This window comes from Lysobacter auxotrophicus, from assembly GCF_027924565.1.
GTDB lineage: Bacteria > Pseudomonadota > Gammaproteobacteria > Xanthomonadales > Xanthomonadaceae > Lysobacter_J > Lysobacter_J auxotrophicus.
Genome location: NZ_AP027041.1, coordinates 1,155,016 through 1,172,424 on the forward strand (window position 1 = coordinate 1,155,016; position 17,409 = coordinate 1,172,424).

The window sequence follows — 17,409 nt, forward strand, 5'->3', positions numbered from 1 at the left end:
ACGCCCTGAAGGCGGCGGCCCCGCTCACGGCCCCGTCGGGGCGGCAGGCGTAAGGTGGGCGGTGCGGCAAACGGTGCCGTTCCTCGCCAGGTGACGTCATGGATCACAGCAATCGCACCCGCAGTCCAGTGATGGCGACCGCGTTCGCGGCGCTTGTCGTGTGCGCCGCTTTCGGCGCCTCCGCCCAGACCGCCTCCGTCGATGCGCAGGCGCAGGTCGCCCCGGCGGACGCAGCCGTCGCGGCCGACGCCCAGGCCGCGACGCAGCCCGCCGACACGAAGCGCACCTCCAACGTCGGCTGCGTCAAGGACACCGGCACCAACATCCGCCCGCGCGATCCGAAGACCGGCAAGGCGCTGTGCATCGGCCCGGGCCGCAGCTACAGCCGCGAACAGATCGACCGCACCGGCCAGACCGACCTCGCCGACGCGCTGCGCCGCCTCGATCCGTCGGTGCGTTGATCGAAGATGGGCGTCGTGACGCGCACGCGGTTCATCGCGCTGGCGCTGGCCTTGCAGCCGGCGCTGGCGTTCGCGCAGTTGCCGAACACGCTGCAGCCGCCGCCGCGCGTCGCCCCCATTTCGCCCTCCACGCAGCCCACGTTGCCGCGCGGCGTGGATACCTCGCGCGACAACTCGCTGCAGACGCTCAACCGCCAGCTGGACGCGTCGAGTCGGCGCGTTTCAGCGGACACGTTGCGTGAGCAGGTCGATCGCCAGGATCGCCTGATGGAAGCCGATCGCGCGCGCACCGACGCGCGACGCGCCGCGGCCACGACGCCGGCCGAAGCCGAGCGCATCCGCCAGGATTTCGAAGCGCGCCGCGCCAGCCACGAGGCGTGGCGCGCCGGCAAGGAAGCGCAGGTGCACCGGCTGGAAACGATCGACCTCCCGCCACCGCCGCCCGTCAACGAAGTGAAGCCGGCCATCGAGCCGCGCCGCTGACCGCTCAGGCCAGCAGACCGCGCAGCAGCCGCTGCAGCGATGCATCGTAATAGCGGCGGAACGCGGCTTCGTCGAAATTGAACCGCCCCGCGCGATACAGCGCGATCAACCCGTGCGTGTGCGCCCACAGCGTCACCGCCACGTCCCACACGTCGTCGTCGCGAAGCACGCCGGCGCGCATCGCATCCTCCACCGCATCGGCCACCACGTTGAGCGTCGGCGAGCGGCGGGCGCGGAAGTCCTCGGGGAACCGCCGTGCATCGTTGCGCACGGTGGAGAACGCATGGTCGAACAGGTGCGGATGCGCGAGCGCGTAGTCGAGGTAGATGCGTTGCACGGCGACCAGCCTTTCGAGCACGTCGCCGCCACGACCACGCGCATCCCAGTGGCGCGCGATCGCATCGAAGCTGTCGTCGCCGATGCGCTTGAGCAACGCCTCGCGATTGGGGAAATGCCGGTAGATCGCCATTGGCGTGAGCCCGACGGCCGCCGCGACGCGCCGCATGCTCACGCCGGCCGCGCCTTCGCGTTCGAACAGCGTGCGCGCCGCGCGCAGGATGCGGTCGGCGGTGCGGTTCGTTCCGGGCTCGGCGCGGCTCATGTGTACAGCGTATACAAAAGCGCTGCGGCAATCGCGAAATCGCCTCGAATGCGCCGGGCGAGCGCTCGCCAGCGGGTCCGCCCGCGCGACGCGGCGCGATAATTCCGGAGCCTGTTTCGCGCGCCGCTCCTCGCGGCGCCCAGCCGACGGAGCTTTCCCGATGTCGACCCGCAAAGATCCTTCCCGCGTCATCCGTGCGCCGCGTGGCGCCGAGAAATCCTGCAAGTCGTGGCTCACCGAAGCCGCGTACCGGATGATCCAGAACAACCTCGACGCCGAAGTCGCCGAAAGCCCGACGGACCTCGTCGTCTACGGCGGCATCGGCCGCGCCGCGCGCGACTGGGAGAGCTTCGACGCCATCCTGGAATCCCTGCGCGAACTGGACGACAACGAAACGCTGCTCGTGCAGTCGGGCAAACCCGTCGGCATCTTCCCCACGCATCCGGACGCACCGCGCGTGCTGCTGGCGAACTCGAACCTCGTGCCGCACTGGGCGACGTGGGAGCACTTCAACGAGCTCGATAAAAAGGGCCTGATGATGTACGGCCAGATGACGGCCGGCTCGTGGATCTACATCGGTTCGCAGGGCATCGTGCAGGGCACGTACGAGACCTTCGTCGAGATGGGCCGCCAGCATTACGGCGGCAACCTCACCGGCAAGTGGATCCTCACCGCGGGCCTGGGCGGCATGGGCGGCGCGCAGCCGCTGGCCGCGTCGCTGGCCGGCGCGTGCTCGCTGAACATCGAGTGCCAGCAGAGCCGCATCGACATGCGCCTGCGCACGCGCTACGTGGACGAGCAGGCGACCGACCTCGACGACGCGCTGGCGCGCATCGAGAAGTACACGCAGGCCGGCGAAGCGAAGTCGATCGCGCTGCTCGGCAATGCCGCCGACATCCTGCCGGAACTCGTCCGTCGCGGCGTGCGCCCGGACGCGGTGACCGACCAAACCTCCGCGCACGATCCGGTGCACGGCTACCTGCCGATCGGCTGGACGGTCGAGCAGTGGTTGCGCATGCAGACCGAGGATCCGGCGCGCGTTCGCGATGCGGCGAAGAAGTCGATGCGCGTGCATGTCGAGGCGATGCTCGCCTTCGAGGACATGGGCATCCCCGTGTTCGACTACGGCAACAACATCCGCCAGATGGCGAAGGACGAAGGCTGCGAGAACGCGTTCGATTTCCCGGGTTTCGTGCCGGCCTACGTGCGTCCGCTGTTCTGCCGCGGCGTCGGCCCGTTCCGCTGGGTCGCGCTGAGTGGCGATCCGGAGGACATCTACAAGACCGACGCGAAGGTGAAGGAACTCATCCCCGACGACGCGCACCTGCATCGCTGGCTCGACATGGCGAAGGAGCGCATCAGCTTCCAAGGTTTGCCCGCGCGCATCTGCTGGGTTGGCCTCGGCCTGCGCCACAAACTCGGCCTGGCGTTCAACGAAATGGTGCGCAAAGGCGAGCTGAAGGCGCCGGTCGTCATCGGTCGCGATCACCTGGACAGCGGCAGCGTCGCGTCGCCCAATCGCGAAACCGAGGCGATGCGCGACGGTTCCGATGCCGTGTCCGACTGGCCGCTGCTCAACGCGATGCTCAACGTCGCCGGCGGTGCGACGTGGGTGTCGCTGCATCATGGCGGCGGCGTCGGCATGGGCTATTCGCAGCACTCCGGCGTGGTGATCGTGTGCGACGGCACCGAGGAAGCCGACAAGCGCCTCGCGCGCGTGCTGTGGAACGACCCCGGCACCGGTGTCATGCGTCATGCCGATGCGGGATACGACATCGCCAGGCAGTGCGCGAAGGAGCAGGGGCTGAAGCTGCCGATGGTGTGATCGTCGGCCAACCGTGCTTCCGATGCGACGAACGGCCCGGGAAACCGGGCCGTTCGCGTTCGTGTGGACGCTAACATCGGACGTCTATCCGCACGGAGGTCGACGCCATGCATCGCAGGGAATTCCTCGGCACCGTGGTGGCATCGGCATTGGCAATGGCATTGCCGGCGTGCAGCGATCGCCGCCGTGCAGCAAATGACGGCGCCACGGTGATGACGGTGCGCGGACCGATCGACGCCAACGCCATGGGCGTGACGCTGACGCACGAACACCTTTACGCCGACGTGCGCCCCTACGCCGAACAGCTCGCAAAACCATTCCCCCCGGACGTGGATGCCGTCGTCGCGACGATGCTGCCGCACCTTCGCGCACTGCGCGACGCCGGCTGCCGCACGCTGGTCGATTGCACGGCGACCACGCTGGGCCGCGATGCCGCGTTGATCCGGCGTCTGTCCGAAGCGAGCGGACTGCACATGCTGACCGTCACCGGCGCCTATCTCGCCGCCGGCGGTCGCTTCATCCCGCCCTACGTGATGCGCGAAACCGATGCGCAACTCGCGTCGCGCTGGATACGCGAATGGCGCGAGGGCATCGACGGCACCGGCGTGCGTCCAGGACTGATCAAACTCGGCATCGAGAACGACCCGCTGGCCGAACTCGACCGCAAGGTGCTGCGCGCGGCGGCACGCACGCACCTGGAAACCGGGCTGGCGATCGCCGCCCACACCGGCCCATGGGGCGAGGTCGAACCCGGCCGCAACGCGCGATGCGCCTTCGCCCAGCTCGACACGCTGGAAGCCGCCGGGGTCGCTCCGTCGGCGTGGATCTGGGTGCATGCGCAGAACGAGGCGAGGGGCGAGCACCACGTGCAGGCAGGCAGGCGCGGTGCGTGGGTGTCGTTCGACGGCTTCCGCCCCGGTCAGGAACGCCAGTACGTGGAGATGCTAGGGCGCATGCGCGAGGCCGCGCAGCTCGAACGCGCACTGATCTCGCAGGACGCCGGCTGGTACAACGCGGGCCAGGCGGGCGGCGGCGAGTTCGCGCCGTACGATCCGCTGTTCACCGTGCTGGTGCCGGCGTTGCGCGGCAGCGGATTCGACGAGGACGCGATCGCGACCCTGCTGGTCCGCAATCCGGCGCGTGCCTTCGCCATCGGCGTGCGGAAACGGGCGTGATGTGCCGCAGTGCGCATCACGGCGGTCCATGCGGATGTCGATAGGGAGCGGCCTCGTTCGTCGTTTAGTATCTCCGCAACCAGCGAACGGACGCCCTGATGAGCACCGAACCGCAGTCCCCCACGGCCGCGATGCCGGCCGATGCCACGCATTCCCTCTGGTCCGAACTGCGCGACGCCATTCGTGGCACCAACGCCGACTACACGAAGATCCCGCTGCGCCGCGCGGTGTTCCTGCTCGCGGTGCCGATGGTGCTGGAACTGGTGCTCGAATCGACCTTCGCGGTGGTCGACATCTGGTTCGTCGCGAAGCTCGGGCCGTCCGCGGTGGCGACGGTCGGGCTGACCGAAACCTACCTGTTCCTGCTGTATTCCATCGCGATGGGCCTGGCGATGTCGGTCACGGCGGTCGTCGCGCGGCGCATCGGCGAGAACCGGCGCGAGGAGGCGGCGATCAGCGCGGTGCAGGCGATCTTCATCGCGCTGCTCGTGTCGGTGCCGTTCGCGGTGGTCGGCATCGTATGGGCGAAGGACCTGCTGCGCCTCATGGGCGCCGACGCGTGGAGCATCGAGCACGGGTACCGCTACACGCAGTGGATGCTCGGCGGCAACGCGATCATCCTGCTGCTGTTCGTGATCAACGCGATCTTCCGCGGCGCCGGCGATGCGGCCATCGCGATGCGCGTGCTGTGGCTGGCGAACGGACTGAACATCGTGCTGTGCCCGCTGCTGATCTTCGGTTTCGGGCCGGTGCCGGCGCTGGGCATCGAAGGCGCGGCGATCGCGACCAACATCGGCCGCGGCGCGGGCGTCGCGTTGCAGCTCTACGTGCTGTTCCATGGGGGCAAGCACATTCGCGTGGCGTGGTCGCAGATCGCGGTGCAGGGCGCGGTGCTGTGGAACATCGTGCGCACCTCGCTGGGCGGCATCGGCCAGATGATCGTGTCGATGACCTCGTGGATCTTCCTGATGCGCATCCTGTCCAGCATGGGCAGCGAAGCCGTGGCCGGCGCGACGATCGCCATCCGCATCATGATGTTCACGCTGATGCCGGCGTGGGGCATGTCGAACGCGGCGGCCACGCTGGTCGGCCAGAACCTCGGTGCGCAGCACCCCGAGCGCGCCGAAGCGGCGGTGTGGCGTATCGGCTGGTACAACATGGCCTTCACGATGGCGATCTCGGTGGTGTTCTTCTTCTTCCACCACGATCTCATCGCGCTGTTCACCCGCGACGCGAAAGTCATCGACGTGGGCGGCGAATGGCTGCGGATCCTGTCGTATTCGTACTTCGTCTACGGCTGGTGGATGGTGTCGGTGCAGGCGTTCAACGGCGCGGGCGATACGATGACGCCGACGAAGATCAACGTGGTGTTCTTCTGGCTGATCCAGATCCCGCTCGCCTACGCGCTCGCGGTGTCGGCGGGCTGGAACGAGCTGGGCGTGTTCTGGGCGGTGTTCGTCTCCGAAACCTCGGTGGGCCTGTTCACGCTGTGGCTGTTCTCGCGCGGCAAGTGGAAGACGATGAAGGTGTGACATGACCGACCACGTACTCGACAACCCGATCTGGGAAGCGCTGCAAAGCCGGCATCGCGATATCGCGCAGGCGAAGGGCGAGGCGGCGCGATATCCGTCGCAGGTGGCGCCGTTCCTTGGCGTGTCCGGCGACGCGGTGGACGTCGCCGATGCGCTGCCCGCGCTGATGGAGCCGGGCGAGACGACACTGTTGCTCGGCTGCATGCCGCAGGTGCCGGCCGGGTTCGAGGCGAAGCAGCTCGCCCTGCTCGCGCAGATGGTGTGCGAGCAGCCGGTCGAGGACACCGAAGGGCCGGAGATCATCGAACTGGGCCAGGCGCATCGCGAGGACGTGCTCGCGCTCACCGCGCTGGTGTATCCGCATTACTTCCGGCCGCACACGATGCAGTTGGGACGCTATTTCGGCATCTACCAGGACGGCCGGCTCGCCGCGATCATCGGCGAACGCATGGGCATGGACGACTGGCAGGAAATCAGCGCGGTGTGCACGCATCCGGATTTCCTCGGTCGCGGTTACGCGCGCCATCTCCTGACGATGCTCGGCAACGACACGCTCGCGCGCGGCCGTACGCCGTACCTGCATGTCGCGCACGAGAATGCGCGGGCCAAGGAGCTTTACCTGCGCAGCGGGTATCGGGTTCGCCGGGACATTCCGTTCTTCTCGTTGCGGCGCGCGGACTGAACCGGGCGTTGTCACCCGGATGTCACGAAATTGCAGCATCGTGGCGCGAACGAGATCCGAGGTCGTGCCGATGAAGTCCGCGTTCCTGTCCGTCGCGTTGTTGCTGGCGCTGGCGACGCTCTCGCCGGATGCCGGCGCGCAGACGCCTTACGTCAGCATCGAGGAGCGACTGACGCCCGAGCAGCTGCGTTCGGTGGGGCTGACCGGCGAGCAGCTCGACAAGCTCAACCGCCTGCTGCGGCAGGCGCAGGACGGCGCGAGCGTCGCGACGCCTGTCTCGGCCGCGCCCGTTGCGAGGACGGCGAATCCCGTGCAGCCTCCTGCGGCGCGCGACGAACGCGGTCGCGATGAAGCCTCGCTCATCGGCTTCAACGACAAGCCGATCCAGAGCCGCCTGAAGGGTTCGATCAGCGGCTGGGAACCCGGCACGGTGTTCGAACTGGAGAACGGGCAGCAGTGGAAGGTGCTGAAGGGCGCGCTGAAGCTTCCCAGGACGCTGGACGCGCCCGGGATCGTCGTGGTGCCGGGCGTGGCGGGTCGCTGGTTCCTGCAGGTCGTGGACGGCATGCCGAAGGCGCGCGTTTACCGCATCGATTGATGCGCCGCGTCGCCTCGGTGCGGCTTCACCGGGCGACAAGCGCAGGGTGCTACGAGCGCGTTTTACCTTCCGCCGGCGGCAGCGAACGCAGGTACGTCCAGACCGCGCGCAGCTCGACGTCCTGCATCGCGCTGTAGGACTTCCACGGCATCATGCGGTGCAGGTGGCGTCCGTCGGGGCGCTGGCCGGTGCGCATGAGGTGCAGGAAGTCGGTTTCTTTCCACGCCTGCAGACCGTTCGCATGCGGCGTGAGGTTCGCCGACGGCGGCGTTCCGGGTTCGAGCACGACACCGCCGGCGAAGTTCGAACCGTGGCAACCGGTGCACACCTGGGCCACGTACTTGCCGTACGCGACGCTCACCGTCGCCGGCGGCGCGACGCGCTCGCGCGGCGAATGATCGACGCGTTCGGCCGGTACCAGCGGGAACTTGCCGAACAGGTAGAGCACGCGCGCCAGCGGCCGCACCTGCGTGCGCCCGGGGTCCGTATCCAACAGCGGCAGCGTGCGCAGGTAGGCGACGATGGACGCGACGTCGTGGTCGTCCATGTCGGTGTAGTCGCCGGTGGGCATGATCACCAGCGGCGTGCCGTCGGGCCGCACGCCGTGCCGTATCGCGGCGGCGAGGCGGTCGTCGGTCCACGCCGGATCGCGCACGGTGCGGGTGAGGTTGCTCGGCACGATGCGGATGACGTTCGGCGCATCGACCAGCAGCTTGCCCGCGCCTTCGGCGCCGTGGCAGTCGGCGCAGCCGCGCGTGGCGTACAGATGGCGACCGTGATCGAGCGAGGCCGCGGCCATCGCATTGGTGAGCGGCGGATCCTGCACCGTCCAGGTGCGCGCCAACGCGCGTTCGCTCACGAACCAGGCCGTGCCGAGCACGCCCGCCACGAGCACCGCCACCACGACCACGCACCAACCCAGCCACTTCGCCAAACGCCGCATTGCCCTGCACTCCGATGATTTGAAGACCGGATACGGGAAGAGTGGGCGGGGGAGGACAACGGGCGGTGCTGGCGTGGGATGAATGCGGGTGCGGGCTTCGCAGAAGGGGTTGCAGCCTTGTCAGGTCATTCCCGCCTTCGCGGGAATGACGATCAAAAGCGGCTACCCCGCGCTCGCCAGCCGACGACACAGCGCCGCCGTGGCTTCATCCACCGGGAAGCAGCATTCGATCCGCAACTCCTCCAGCGTCACGTCGCGCGGCGTGCCGAAGGTGGTGATCGTCGAGAAGAAGCGCAGGCGGTGTTCGTCGCGACGCAGGACCGTGGTGAGCAGCGGCGTCGGCGCGGATTCGACGTCGCGCAGGCGCCAGCGCGCCGGCACGCCGGGGTAGGCGAGGACTTCGTCCAGCAACGCGCGCGCGGCGTGATCGGACGGCGCGGCGGCGACTTCGCCGTGCAGGTGGCGGATCAGGTCGCCGGCCACTTCCTCCCAGTTGTCGACGGCGCCGCGCAGGTCCTCCGGGTCGAAGATCTGCCGGATCATGTTCGTGTGCGCGCTCGCGCGACCGTGCATCACGAACGCGTTGACGCGCATCGCGGCCTCGTTCGCCATCAACACGTCCCAATGCCGGTTGAGCACGAACGCCGGGTATGGTTCCTGCTGGGCGAGGATGAATTCGATCGCGCGTCGCACCTGCGACAGCTCCGGCGTGGCGAGCGCGGTTTCCGGATAGCGTGGCGCGAATCCCGCGGCGACCAGCAGCGCATTGCGCTCGCGCAGCGGCATGTCGAGCGCATCGGCCAGGCGCGCGACCATGTCGCGGCTGGGCTGCGCCTTGCCGGTTTCCACGCAGCTGAGGTGCCGCGGCGACACGCCCGCGTCGAGCGCGAGGTCCATCTGGCTCAGGCGACGGACGGCGCGCCATTCGCGCAGCAGCGCGCCCAGGCGGGAATCACGGATTGGCGCGGCGGCTCGGTCCACGCGGCGAGCATACGGGGCGCACCGCAGCGGCACCATGACCTGCCAGGTCATGGCCGCATGACGTGGCGCTTCGTTGAGTGCATGACCCGCCGGGGGAATCATCCATCCCCGACGCCGGGCGTTCCGGCGATGGAGGCAGGTCATGCAGCGCAGGGATTTCCTGGGGATTGCGGCGGGGACGTTCGCGGCGGCCCTGTTCGAGTTCGACGCCGTCGCGGCCTCGCCTGTCGCGGCCACGACCGATGCCGACGACGCGGCTGCCTTCCTCAAGGCGCGCCGTTTCGTGCGGACGTCGGCGGGCGAGATCGCGTACGTCGAGCGCGGGCAGGGCGAAGCGGCGCTGTTCCTGCACGGTTTCCCGCTCAACGGCTACCAGTGGCGCGGCGCGCTCGCGCGCCTTTCGCCGTACCGGCGCTGCATCGCGCCGGATTTCCTCGGCCTGGGCTACACGCGCGTCGCCGAAGGCCAGAGCCTCGCGCCCGACGCGCAGGTGCGCATGCTCGCCGAACTGCTCGACACGCTCGGCGTGACGCGCGTCGACGTCGTCGCCAACGACAGCGGCGGGCAGGCGGCGCAACTGTTCCTGGCGACCTATCCCGATCGCGTGCGCACCTTGCTGCTGACCAATTGCGATTCGGAAATCGAATGCCCACCGCCGGCGTTGCAGCAGGTCATCGCGTTGGCGAAGCAGGACCGGTTCGCGCAACAGTGGCTCGCACCGTGGCTGGCCGACAAGGCGCTGGCGCGATCGAAGGACGGACTGGGCGGGCAGACGTTCACGCATGCGTCCAATCCCGGCGACGACGCCATCGACGTGTACCTCGGCCCGCTGGTGCGAAACGCGTCGCGCACGAACGCGTTCGCCGTGGCGCTGGAACGCAACTGGCTCGACGGCATCGGCCCGGCGCTGAAGGCCTCGCGCGCGCCGACGCGGATCGTGTGGGGAACCGGCGATCCGATCTTCACCGAGGCGGGCGCGACGCACCTGGACCGTGCGTTCGGCGCATCGCGCGGCGTGCGGCGCGTGGACGGCGCGAAGCTGTTCTTTCCGGAGGAATTCCCGGACCTCATCGCCGACGAGGCGCGGCGTCTGTGGGGCGTCGGTTGACCGGCGCGGGGTCGGGCAGCCTCCCGGCTACGACCCCGACGGGCGGCTCCAGGCGGCCGATGATCGCCGTGCGAATCGCGGCGGCCTTCACGGATCGCCACGCCGGGCTCTGACACGCTGGCGGCCGCCCGCAGGCGCGCCGTTCCGGTGCGCCGCACACGGCCCCGGAGCGAGCGCATGAAGCAGGCACGACTGGCAGTGACCTTCCTTCTGGCCGGCATGCTGGCGGCCTGCGGCGGCGGTGGCGGGAGCGACGACGACAACCCGTCCATCCCCGGTGCGCCGACCGATCGCGCGCCGATCTTCACCTCCGCCCCCGCGGCGACCGTGCCGGAGGGCACCGCCGGCGTGTTCTACACCGCCATCGCCAGCGACCCGGAAGGCAAGCCGGTGTCGTACACGCTCACCGGCGGCGCGGACATGTCGCGCTTCATCATGACCTCCGCCGGCGCGTTGCAATTCCTCTCGCCACCGGATTTCGAAGGCCCGACCGACGCCAACGCCGACAACGTCTACCTGGTCTCCATCACCGCCAGCGACGGCACGCAGACCGCGACGCTGCCGCTGTCGGTCACCGTCACCGACGTGACCGGCGCGACCCTGCGCGTGCGGCGCGTCGCCACGGGCATGGATTTCCCGATCTTCCTCGCGCCGGTGCCCGACAGCACCGGACGCGTGTTCGTGGTCGAACGCGCGGGATTGATCCGCCTGCTGTCGCCCGCCAATGGTGCGATCGCGGCGACGCCGTTCCTGGACGTCACGGGGCAGGTGTCGACCGATGGCGAGCGCGGGCTGCTCGGCTTCGCCACCGCGCCGGATTTCGCCACCAGCGGACGCTTCTACGTCTACCTGACCGTGCCCGACGGCACGATCGAAGTGCGCCGTTACCAGACCATCGCCAACAACCGCGACCAGGCCGACCCCGCGAGCGGCGACGCGATCCTGCGCATCGCGCATCCGCGCAGCAACCACAACGGCGGATGGATCGGGTTCGGACCCGACGGAATGCTGTACGTTGCCACCGGCGACGGCGGCGGCACGGGCGATCCGGACAACAACGGGCAGAATCGCGGGACGCTGCTGGGCAAGATCCTGCGCATCGATCCGTCGAGCGACGGCTTCCCGACCGACGCCAACCGGGACTACGCGATTCCCGCCGGCAACCCGTTCACCGCGCCGAATGCGCCCGAAGTGTGGGCGTACGGCCTGCGCAATCCGTTCCGCAACAGCTTCGATCCGCTCACCGGCCACCTCTACATCGGCGACGTGGGGCAGGGTGCGGTGGAAGAGATCGACCTGGCGCGCGCCGGCGAGGCGGGCCTGAATTTCGGCTGGCCGATCATGGAAGGCACGCAGCCGTATCGCGGGCCAGCGAACACGCCGGGGCTGACGGCGCCGATCGCCGAATACAGCCACGGCACCGGTGCGCGCGAGGGCAGTTCGGTCACCGGCGGCGTGGTGTATCGCGGCCCGCTGGAATCGCTCGGCGGCGAATACCTGTTCGGCGATTTCGTGCAGCCCAACCTGTGGTCGATCCAGACCGGCGTGATCCTGCAGGGCACGACCATCCCGTCCACCCGCTTCCGCCTGCGCAACGCGGATTTCGCGCCGACTGCGGGCACCATCGACAACGTCGTCGCGTTCGGCACGGACTCCGCGAACAACGTGTACATCGTCGATTTCGACGGAGACATCTTCGTGATCGAGCCGGTGCCGGGCACGGGCGGCGGCGGCTTTTCCGCGGCCACGCTGGCAGCGCCGCAGCCGGTCTCGCAGGGGCTGTCGAAGGAAGAGGCGGCGCGTCTGGCGCGCCAGCTGGTTCGCGACAGCCTGATGCGCAGGCGATAAGCGCGCGCCGCCAATGCGCGGCCGCGCGTGAATGCGCGAAGTGAATGGGGCCGGCGTGCGCGGCTGTGCGCACAGTCAGCACGCACGCCGTAAGCTGTGGGTTCGCGTCTTTCGCGCGCCCGTCCAGCTGCGGGCCGCGTCCCATCCGAGTTCGATTCCCGCATGCCGATCCGCGCCGTCGCCCTGCTGTTGTGCTGTCTTGCCATCGCCGCCTGCCAGCGTCCGGAACCCGAGACCACGCAGGGCATGGTGATCGAGGAGGTCGCCGGCCCGCAGGACGGCGGCGCCATCAGCACCGCGCCGGTGAAGGTCGCGCCGGCCAAGCCGGAAGGCACGCGCCAGGCGCGTACGTCGATCCGCGACATCGCGCGCCCCGAGCCCGCCCCGGAACCGCGCAAGCCCTGGGCGGCTCCGCTGGAACTCACCGCCGGCGTGGCGTCGATCAGCTGCGAACTCGATTACGTCCAGCAGGGCGACGGCGAGGTGCTGACGGCGTTCGATCGCGACGGCCTCAAGGCCGCGCTCGCGCCGTGCGAGCCGGGCGGCGTCGCGCGGCTGCGCTACAAGGGCAAGGTCACGGCGGAGTTCGGCACGCTGGTCGAACGTGTCACCGAAGTGGCCGATTCGCTGGACATCGGCAAGCGCGTGCTCGACATCGATTCGGCTGGCGGCCAGGTCGAGGACGCGATCCAGGCGGGCGATTACATCGCCGAATCGCGCTGGACGATCTGGGTGCGCGAAGGCGCGATCTGCCACAGCGCGTGCGTCTTCATCCTGAGCGCCGGCGACACGCGGATGATCGCGGGGCAGGTGGGCATCCACCGCATCATCCGCATGAGCTCCACGGCGACCACGCGCGCGCAGCTCAACGCCGAACTGCGCGTGGTGTACGAACGCGTGCGCGACTACCTGGAGCGCAACGGCGCCGCCACCGCGGTGGCCGACCTGATGATGGCGGTACCCAACCGCAGCCTGCGCCTGCTCACGACGGAAGAGCTGGAGCTGTACGGCCTGGATGGCGTGAACCCGGCGCAGGACGACCTCGACCGCCTGCGCCTGATGCGCAAATGCGGCGAGGACTTCGTGACCCGTCGCGATTCCTTCGTGCGCGCATTCGACAAGCGCTGCAAGACGCCCGACACCGACCTGGACGCGCTCAACGCATGCGGCCTGAAGCTGCGCACGGATTTCGGCTTCCCCGATCAGGCCTGCCCGTCCGAAAGTCCGCTGTCGGAATTCGACCGCGACACGGCAACGCTGGAACCGCCGCAGGGCACGCAGAGCGTGTCGAAGGCGGCGGAAGGGAAGCGGGGTGGGGATAGTTGAGGGTGGGATGGTTGAAGGTTGATCGGGGGTTGCGGCTGAGAAGTTCCAGTTGCCGTTTCCCTGGCCCGCTCTTGATCGTCCTCACTCCATGGCTCAGCGCTCACCGCCGCACATCCTGTGTGGCGCACCTGATGAGCTGTTCAACAGTAACAGCAACGAAGACGACAACAGCAACGACAAATCGCTGCGCTTTTGTAGCCCGGGTGCGCTTCGCTTACCCGGGCTACAAGAACAAGGGCGGCGACGCGTCGTGATTCACGGGCTGGCGAAGCACGCCAACCACTCAGTGCCTGAACTTCCCCGGCTCCGGCAGCGTCACCGGTACGCCGTTGGCGTCGCAATCGCCCGCCTTGCACAGCTCCGTGCGCAGGGCCGGCATCGATTGCAGCAGGAAGTGGAAGATCGTGTTCTGCTCGACGCTGCCGCGCACCGCGTCGCTGCCGGGGCCGCGCGCCCAGATGCCCACGTCGTCGCCGCCGTGCGATTCGCTTGCCGTCGGTACCAGGGCTTCCTGCAGGTAATCCGGATCCTGCGTGTCGACCTTGCGCAGGTCGGGACGGCCGTTCTTCGGAATCTGCACGCCGCTCACGGTGTGCTGGAAGCGCTTGGGGCCTTCGGGCTGCTGCGCGCTCGCGCCGACGTAACCCGGGCCGTTGCTGTAGTTGAGCGTGGTGTACGGCAGGCCGAGCTGGTCCAGCGCGTAGTCGCCGACGCCGCCATCCTCGCCGCTGCTGCCGCGCACCTTGTCCAGGATCGGATTGCCGCGCTTGGGATAGCCCACGAAGCTCAGCGTATGCGAATGATCGGCGGTGACCAGGATCAGCGTGTCCTGCGCACTGGTCGCATCCACCGCGGCCTGCACCGCTTCGCTCAGCGCGATGGTGTCGGTAAGAGCGCGGTACGCGTTGCCGTAGTGGTGCGCGTGATCGATGCGGCCGCCTTCCACGAGCAGCACGAAGCCCTTGTCGTTCTGCTTCAGGCGCGCGATCGCGGTGCGCGTCATCTCCGCGAGCGTCGGCTCGCCGGCGCCGTCGGCCGCGCGATCGGCCGAGAACTGCATGTGGTCGGGTTCGAACAGTGCGAGCAGCGGGCCGCTCGACGGCGCGTCGGCGAGCTGCTGCGCGTTCCACACGTAGGTGCCGGCGGGATGGCGCTGCTTCCACTGCGCGATGAGGTCGCGACCATCGAGGCGTTCGCCGACCTTGTCGTCGTATTCGGGATCGCGCTCGGACACCGGCATGAAGTTCTTGCGACCGCCGCCCATCAGCACGTCCGGGCCGTTGCCGAACGGTGTTTCCACCAGCTGGCGCGCGATGTCGACGCAGCCGGCCGCGCGCGCCTCGTCGGTGAGTTCGGTGTCGTTCTCCCAGTTGCGCTCGGGCACGTGGGTGAAGGTCGCGCCGGGCGTCGCGTGCGTCACGCGCGTGGTGGTGACCACGCCGGTGGCGAAGCCGCGACTGGCCGCGAGTTCCCACAAGGTCAGCATCGGCACCGCCCGTGCGCCCGCGCAGTCGCGGCGCATCGGTTGCTGGCCGATGCTCAGCACGCCCGCGCGCGTCTTCACGCCGGTGGCCATGGCGCTCATCGTGCCGGCCGAGTCGGGCGTCTGCGAATCGGTGTTGTAGGTCTTGCTCAGCGCGGTGGCGGGGAAGCGTTCCCAGCTCAGCCGGTTGTTCTCGCCCGGGCCGCCCTTGCGCTGGCCGTCCAGGATGCGCGCGGCGGCGACGGTCGTGAGGCTCATGCCGTCGCCGACAAAGAGGATGACGTTCTTCGCGCGACCGCCCATCGCGCCGCGTTCGGCCGCCTGCGCGGCGCCGTCGCGGAACCACCACTGCGGCGTTTCGCCGGCCGGGTGCCGGATCGCGGGAACCTCGACATCGATCGCGGTGGACTTTGCCGCATCGGGCGCGCGGCCGCCGGTGGCGCAGGCGGAAACGAGCAGGGTCGTGGCGAGGGCGAGTGCGGCAGCACGGATCGGTCGTGACATTCGTAAAGGCTTTGGAAAGGCAAACCGCGATTATGGGGCGCGTTATTGCAGCTGCGGGACACCGGCGTTGCATTCGCGGGGTCGTCACCCCCTCCGGTGTGGGCTATCGTTCCAAGCCGACAATTTAGGTAAAGAGGTCCGGATGAAGCTGGTGTCTGCCTGGTTGCGAATCCCGTTCTGGCAGCGCGTGCTGGCGGGCTTCGTATTGGGCGCGCTGGCGGGCTGGGCGTTCGGCCACTCCGCCGAGACCTGGTTCGGGCCGCTGGGTACCGTCTACGTCACGCTGATCAAGATGATCGCCGTCCCGCTGGTGTTCTTCGCGGTGATGAACGCCATTGGCAGCCTGCACGGGCAGAAGTCCGTCGCCGCGCTGGGCGGCCGCACGTTCGCGTGGTTCGCGATCACCGCCGCGCTCGCGGTCGGCGTCGGGCTGCTCATCGGCTGGCTGCTGCAGCCCGGCCACGGCGTCACCGGCCTGACCATGGCGTCCGATTACACCGTGCGCGTGGTGCCGTCGCCCAAGGACGTGCTGCTCGACGTCATCCCGACCAATCCGTTCAAGGCGCTTTCCGAAGGCAAGATCCTGCAGGTGATCGTCTTCGCCGGGCTGGTGGGTTTCGCGCTGGTGAAGCTGGGCGAGCGCGTGTCCGGCCTGCGCAAGCTCGTGGGCGAAGCCAGCGACACGATGGTGCAGGTCACGCGCTTCGTGCTCGAAATGACGCCCCTGGGCACGTTCGGGCTGATCGCTTCGCTGGTCGGCGCCTACGGTTTCGAGAAGCTGCTGCCGCTGGGCACGTTTGTTTTCGCGCTGTACCTGGCGTGCGCGATCCACATCGTGTTCGTGTACGGCAGCCTCATCGCCATGCACGGGCTCAATCCGCTGAAGTTCTTCCGCGGCGCGGCGCCGGGCATGCAGGTGGCGTTCGTGGCGTCGTCGAGTTTCGCCGCCATGCCGGCGGCGATCCGCTCGGTCACGCACAACCTCGGCGTCGACAAGGATTACGCGGCGTTCGCCGTGCCACTGGGCGCGAGCATCAAGATGGACGGCTGCGGCGCGATCTATCCGGCGCTGACCTCGATGTTCGTCGCGCAGTACTTCGGCCTGCACCTGGAGCCGGGGCAGTACGCGACGATCCTCATCGCCTCGGTGCTCGGCAGCTTCGGCACGGCAGGCGTTCCGGGCACCGCGATCGTCATGGTGACGCTGGTGCTCTCCGCCGCGGGGCTGCCGCTGGAAGGGATCGGGTACCTCGTCGCCATCGACCGCGTGCTCGACATGATGCGCACGATGACCAACGTGACGGGCCAGATGGTGGTGCCGGTGATCGTGGCGAAAGAGGCCGGGCTGCTAGATCGCGACGTGTACGAGGCGGCATCGAGCAACCTCGGCATCGCCGCCGGCGAGAAGGCCGAAGTGCGGGCCACGAAGGAAATCGGCTGATGGTCGCCGCGCAGGTGGAACTGGTCGAACGGTTCCCCGGCGCGGACGATTACTGCCGATTGCGCTCCGATGCCGGCATGGCGCCGCGCACGATCGAGGCGGCGCAGCGCGGATTGCCCAACACGCTCTACGGCGTGAGCCTGCTGCACGACGGCCGCGTGGTCGGCATGGGCCGGGTGATCGGCGACGGCGGCTGCTTCTTCATCGTGGTCGACATCGCCGTGGCGCCGGCGCTGCAGGGGCAGGGGCTCGGCAAACGCATCATGACCGCGCTGGATGCCTGGCTGCGCGCGAACGCGCCCCGCCGTCGGCGGTCGTGTCGCTGGCGGCCGATGGCGACGCCCGGCACCTTTACGCCAGATTCGGCTTCGCGGAGACCGCCCCGTATTCGGTCAACATGGAGTATCAGGTCCCGTAA

15 protein-coding genes and 1 pseudogene are annotated in these 17,409 nt (G+C 68.9%); 12 read left to right on the forward strand and 4 right to left on the reverse strand.

Annotated features, from left to right (window positions below; all coding sequences use genetic code 11):
- Window positions 1-131: 131 nt before the first annotated feature.
- Together LA521A_RS05240 and LA521A_RS05245 are read left to right on the forward strand one after the other, a co-directional pair.
- Entirely contained in the window at window positions 132-461 is a 330-nt protein-coding gene (locus LA521A_RS05240) for a hypothetical protein (RefSeq protein ID WP_281781275.1), read from the forward strand.
- Between the two features lie 15 nt (window positions 462-476).
- Window positions 477-944, forward strand: coding sequence for a hypothetical protein (locus tag LA521A_RS05245; protein WP_281781276.1), 468 nt, complete (start codon window positions 477-479; stop codon window positions 942-944).
- A 4-nt stretch (window positions 945-948) separates the two neighbouring features.
- On the opposite strand, the gene LA521A_RS05250 is transcribed toward LA521A_RS05245, so the two are convergent.
- Window positions 949-1,545: a TetR/AcrR family transcriptional regulator gene (locus LA521A_RS05250; RefSeq protein ID WP_281781277.1), complete on the reverse strand. Its 597-nt coding sequence runs from the start codon at window positions 1,543-1,545 to the stop codon at window positions 949-951.
- 160 nt (window positions 1,546-1,705) lie between these two features.
- Between LA521A_RS05250 and hutU the strand changes: the two genes are divergently transcribed.
- From hutU to LA521A_RS05275, 5 genes are all read left to right on the forward strand, one after another.
- Window positions 1,706-3,370: a urocanate hydratase gene (hutU, locus tag LA521A_RS05255; RefSeq protein ID WP_281781278.1), complete on the forward strand. Its 1,665-nt coding sequence runs from the start codon at window positions 1,706-1,708 to the stop codon at window positions 3,368-3,370.
- A gap of 107 nt (window positions 3,371-3,477) precedes the next feature.
- Window positions 3,478-4,545 (forward strand): phosphotriesterase family protein, encoded by a 1,068-nt coding sequence (locus LA521A_RS05260; RefSeq protein WP_281781279.1) that lies wholly within the window; start codon window positions 3,478-3,480, stop codon window positions 4,543-4,545.
- A 98-nt stretch (window positions 4,546-4,643) separates the two neighbouring features.
- Window positions 4,644-6,077, forward strand: a complete 1,434-nt coding sequence (locus LA521A_RS05265; protein ID WP_281781280.1) for an MATE family efflux transporter — start codon at window positions 4,644-4,646, stop codon at window positions 6,075-6,077.
- Window position 6,078: 1 nt separating this feature from the next.
- A complete protein-coding gene (locus tag LA521A_RS05270; protein WP_281781281.1) occupies window positions 6,079-6,759 on the forward strand; it encodes a GNAT family N-acetyltransferase in 681 nt (226 codons plus the stop codon).
- 70 nt (window positions 6,760-6,829) lie between these two features.
- A complete protein-coding gene (locus LA521A_RS05275; RefSeq protein WP_281781282.1) occupies window positions 6,830-7,357 on the forward strand; it encodes a hypothetical protein in 528 nt (175 codons plus the stop codon).
- Between the two features lie 49 nt (window positions 7,358-7,406).
- On the opposite strand, the gene LA521A_RS05280 is transcribed toward LA521A_RS05275, so the two are convergent.
- Window positions 7,407-8,300, reverse strand: a complete 894-nt coding sequence (locus LA521A_RS05280; RefSeq protein WP_281781283.1) for a c-type cytochrome — start codon at window positions 8,298-8,300, stop codon at window positions 7,407-7,409.
- A gap of 162 nt (window positions 8,301-8,462) precedes the next feature.
- Window positions 8,463-9,281 (reverse strand): helix-turn-helix domain-containing protein, encoded by an 819-nt coding sequence (locus LA521A_RS05285; protein ID WP_281781284.1) that lies wholly within the window; start codon window positions 9,279-9,281, stop codon window positions 8,463-8,465.
- 142 nt (window positions 9,282-9,423) lie between these two features.
- Here LA521A_RS05285 and LA521A_RS05290 point away from each other — a divergent pair, with 142 nt between their 5' ends.
- From LA521A_RS05290 to LA521A_RS05300, 3 genes are all read left to right on the forward strand, one after another.
- Window positions 9,424-10,389, forward strand: coding sequence for an alpha/beta fold hydrolase (locus tag LA521A_RS05290; protein WP_281781285.1), 966 nt, complete (start codon window positions 9,424-9,426; stop codon window positions 10,387-10,389).
- A 177-nt stretch (window positions 10,390-10,566) separates the two neighbouring features.
- On the forward strand, window positions 10,567-12,237 hold the full coding sequence (locus tag LA521A_RS05295; RefSeq protein WP_281781286.1) for a PQQ-dependent sugar dehydrogenase: 1,671 nt from the start codon (window positions 10,567-10,569) through the stop codon (window positions 12,235-12,237).
- Window positions 12,238-12,399: 162 nt separating this feature from the next.
- Entirely contained in the window at window positions 12,400-13,563 is a 1,164-nt protein-coding gene (locus LA521A_RS05300) for a COG3904 family protein (protein WP_281781287.1), read from the forward strand.
- Window positions 13,564-13,846: 283 nt separating this feature from the next.
- Here the strand turns inward: LA521A_RS05300 and LA521A_RS05305 are convergent, their stop codons facing one another.
- Window positions 13,847-15,550: an alkaline phosphatase gene (locus LA521A_RS05305; RefSeq protein WP_281781288.1), complete on the reverse strand. Its 1,704-nt coding sequence runs from the start codon at window positions 15,548-15,550 to the stop codon at window positions 13,847-13,849.
- A gap of 142 nt (window positions 15,551-15,692) precedes the next feature.
- On the opposite strand from LA521A_RS05305, the gene LA521A_RS05310 reads away from it, so the two are divergent.
- Both LA521A_RS05310 and LA521A_RS05315 read left to right on the forward strand, forming a co-directional pair.
- A complete protein-coding gene (locus tag LA521A_RS05310) occupies window positions 15,693-16,991 on the forward strand; it encodes a dicarboxylate/amino acid:cation symporter (RefSeq protein WP_281781289.1) in 1,299 nt (432 codons plus the stop codon).
- Window positions 16,991-17,409 (forward strand): annotated as a pseudogene (locus LA521A_RS05315) (GNAT family N-acetyltransferase). The gene LA521A_RS05310 and the pseudogene LA521A_RS05315 overlap by 1 nt, the downstream one beginning before the upstream one ends.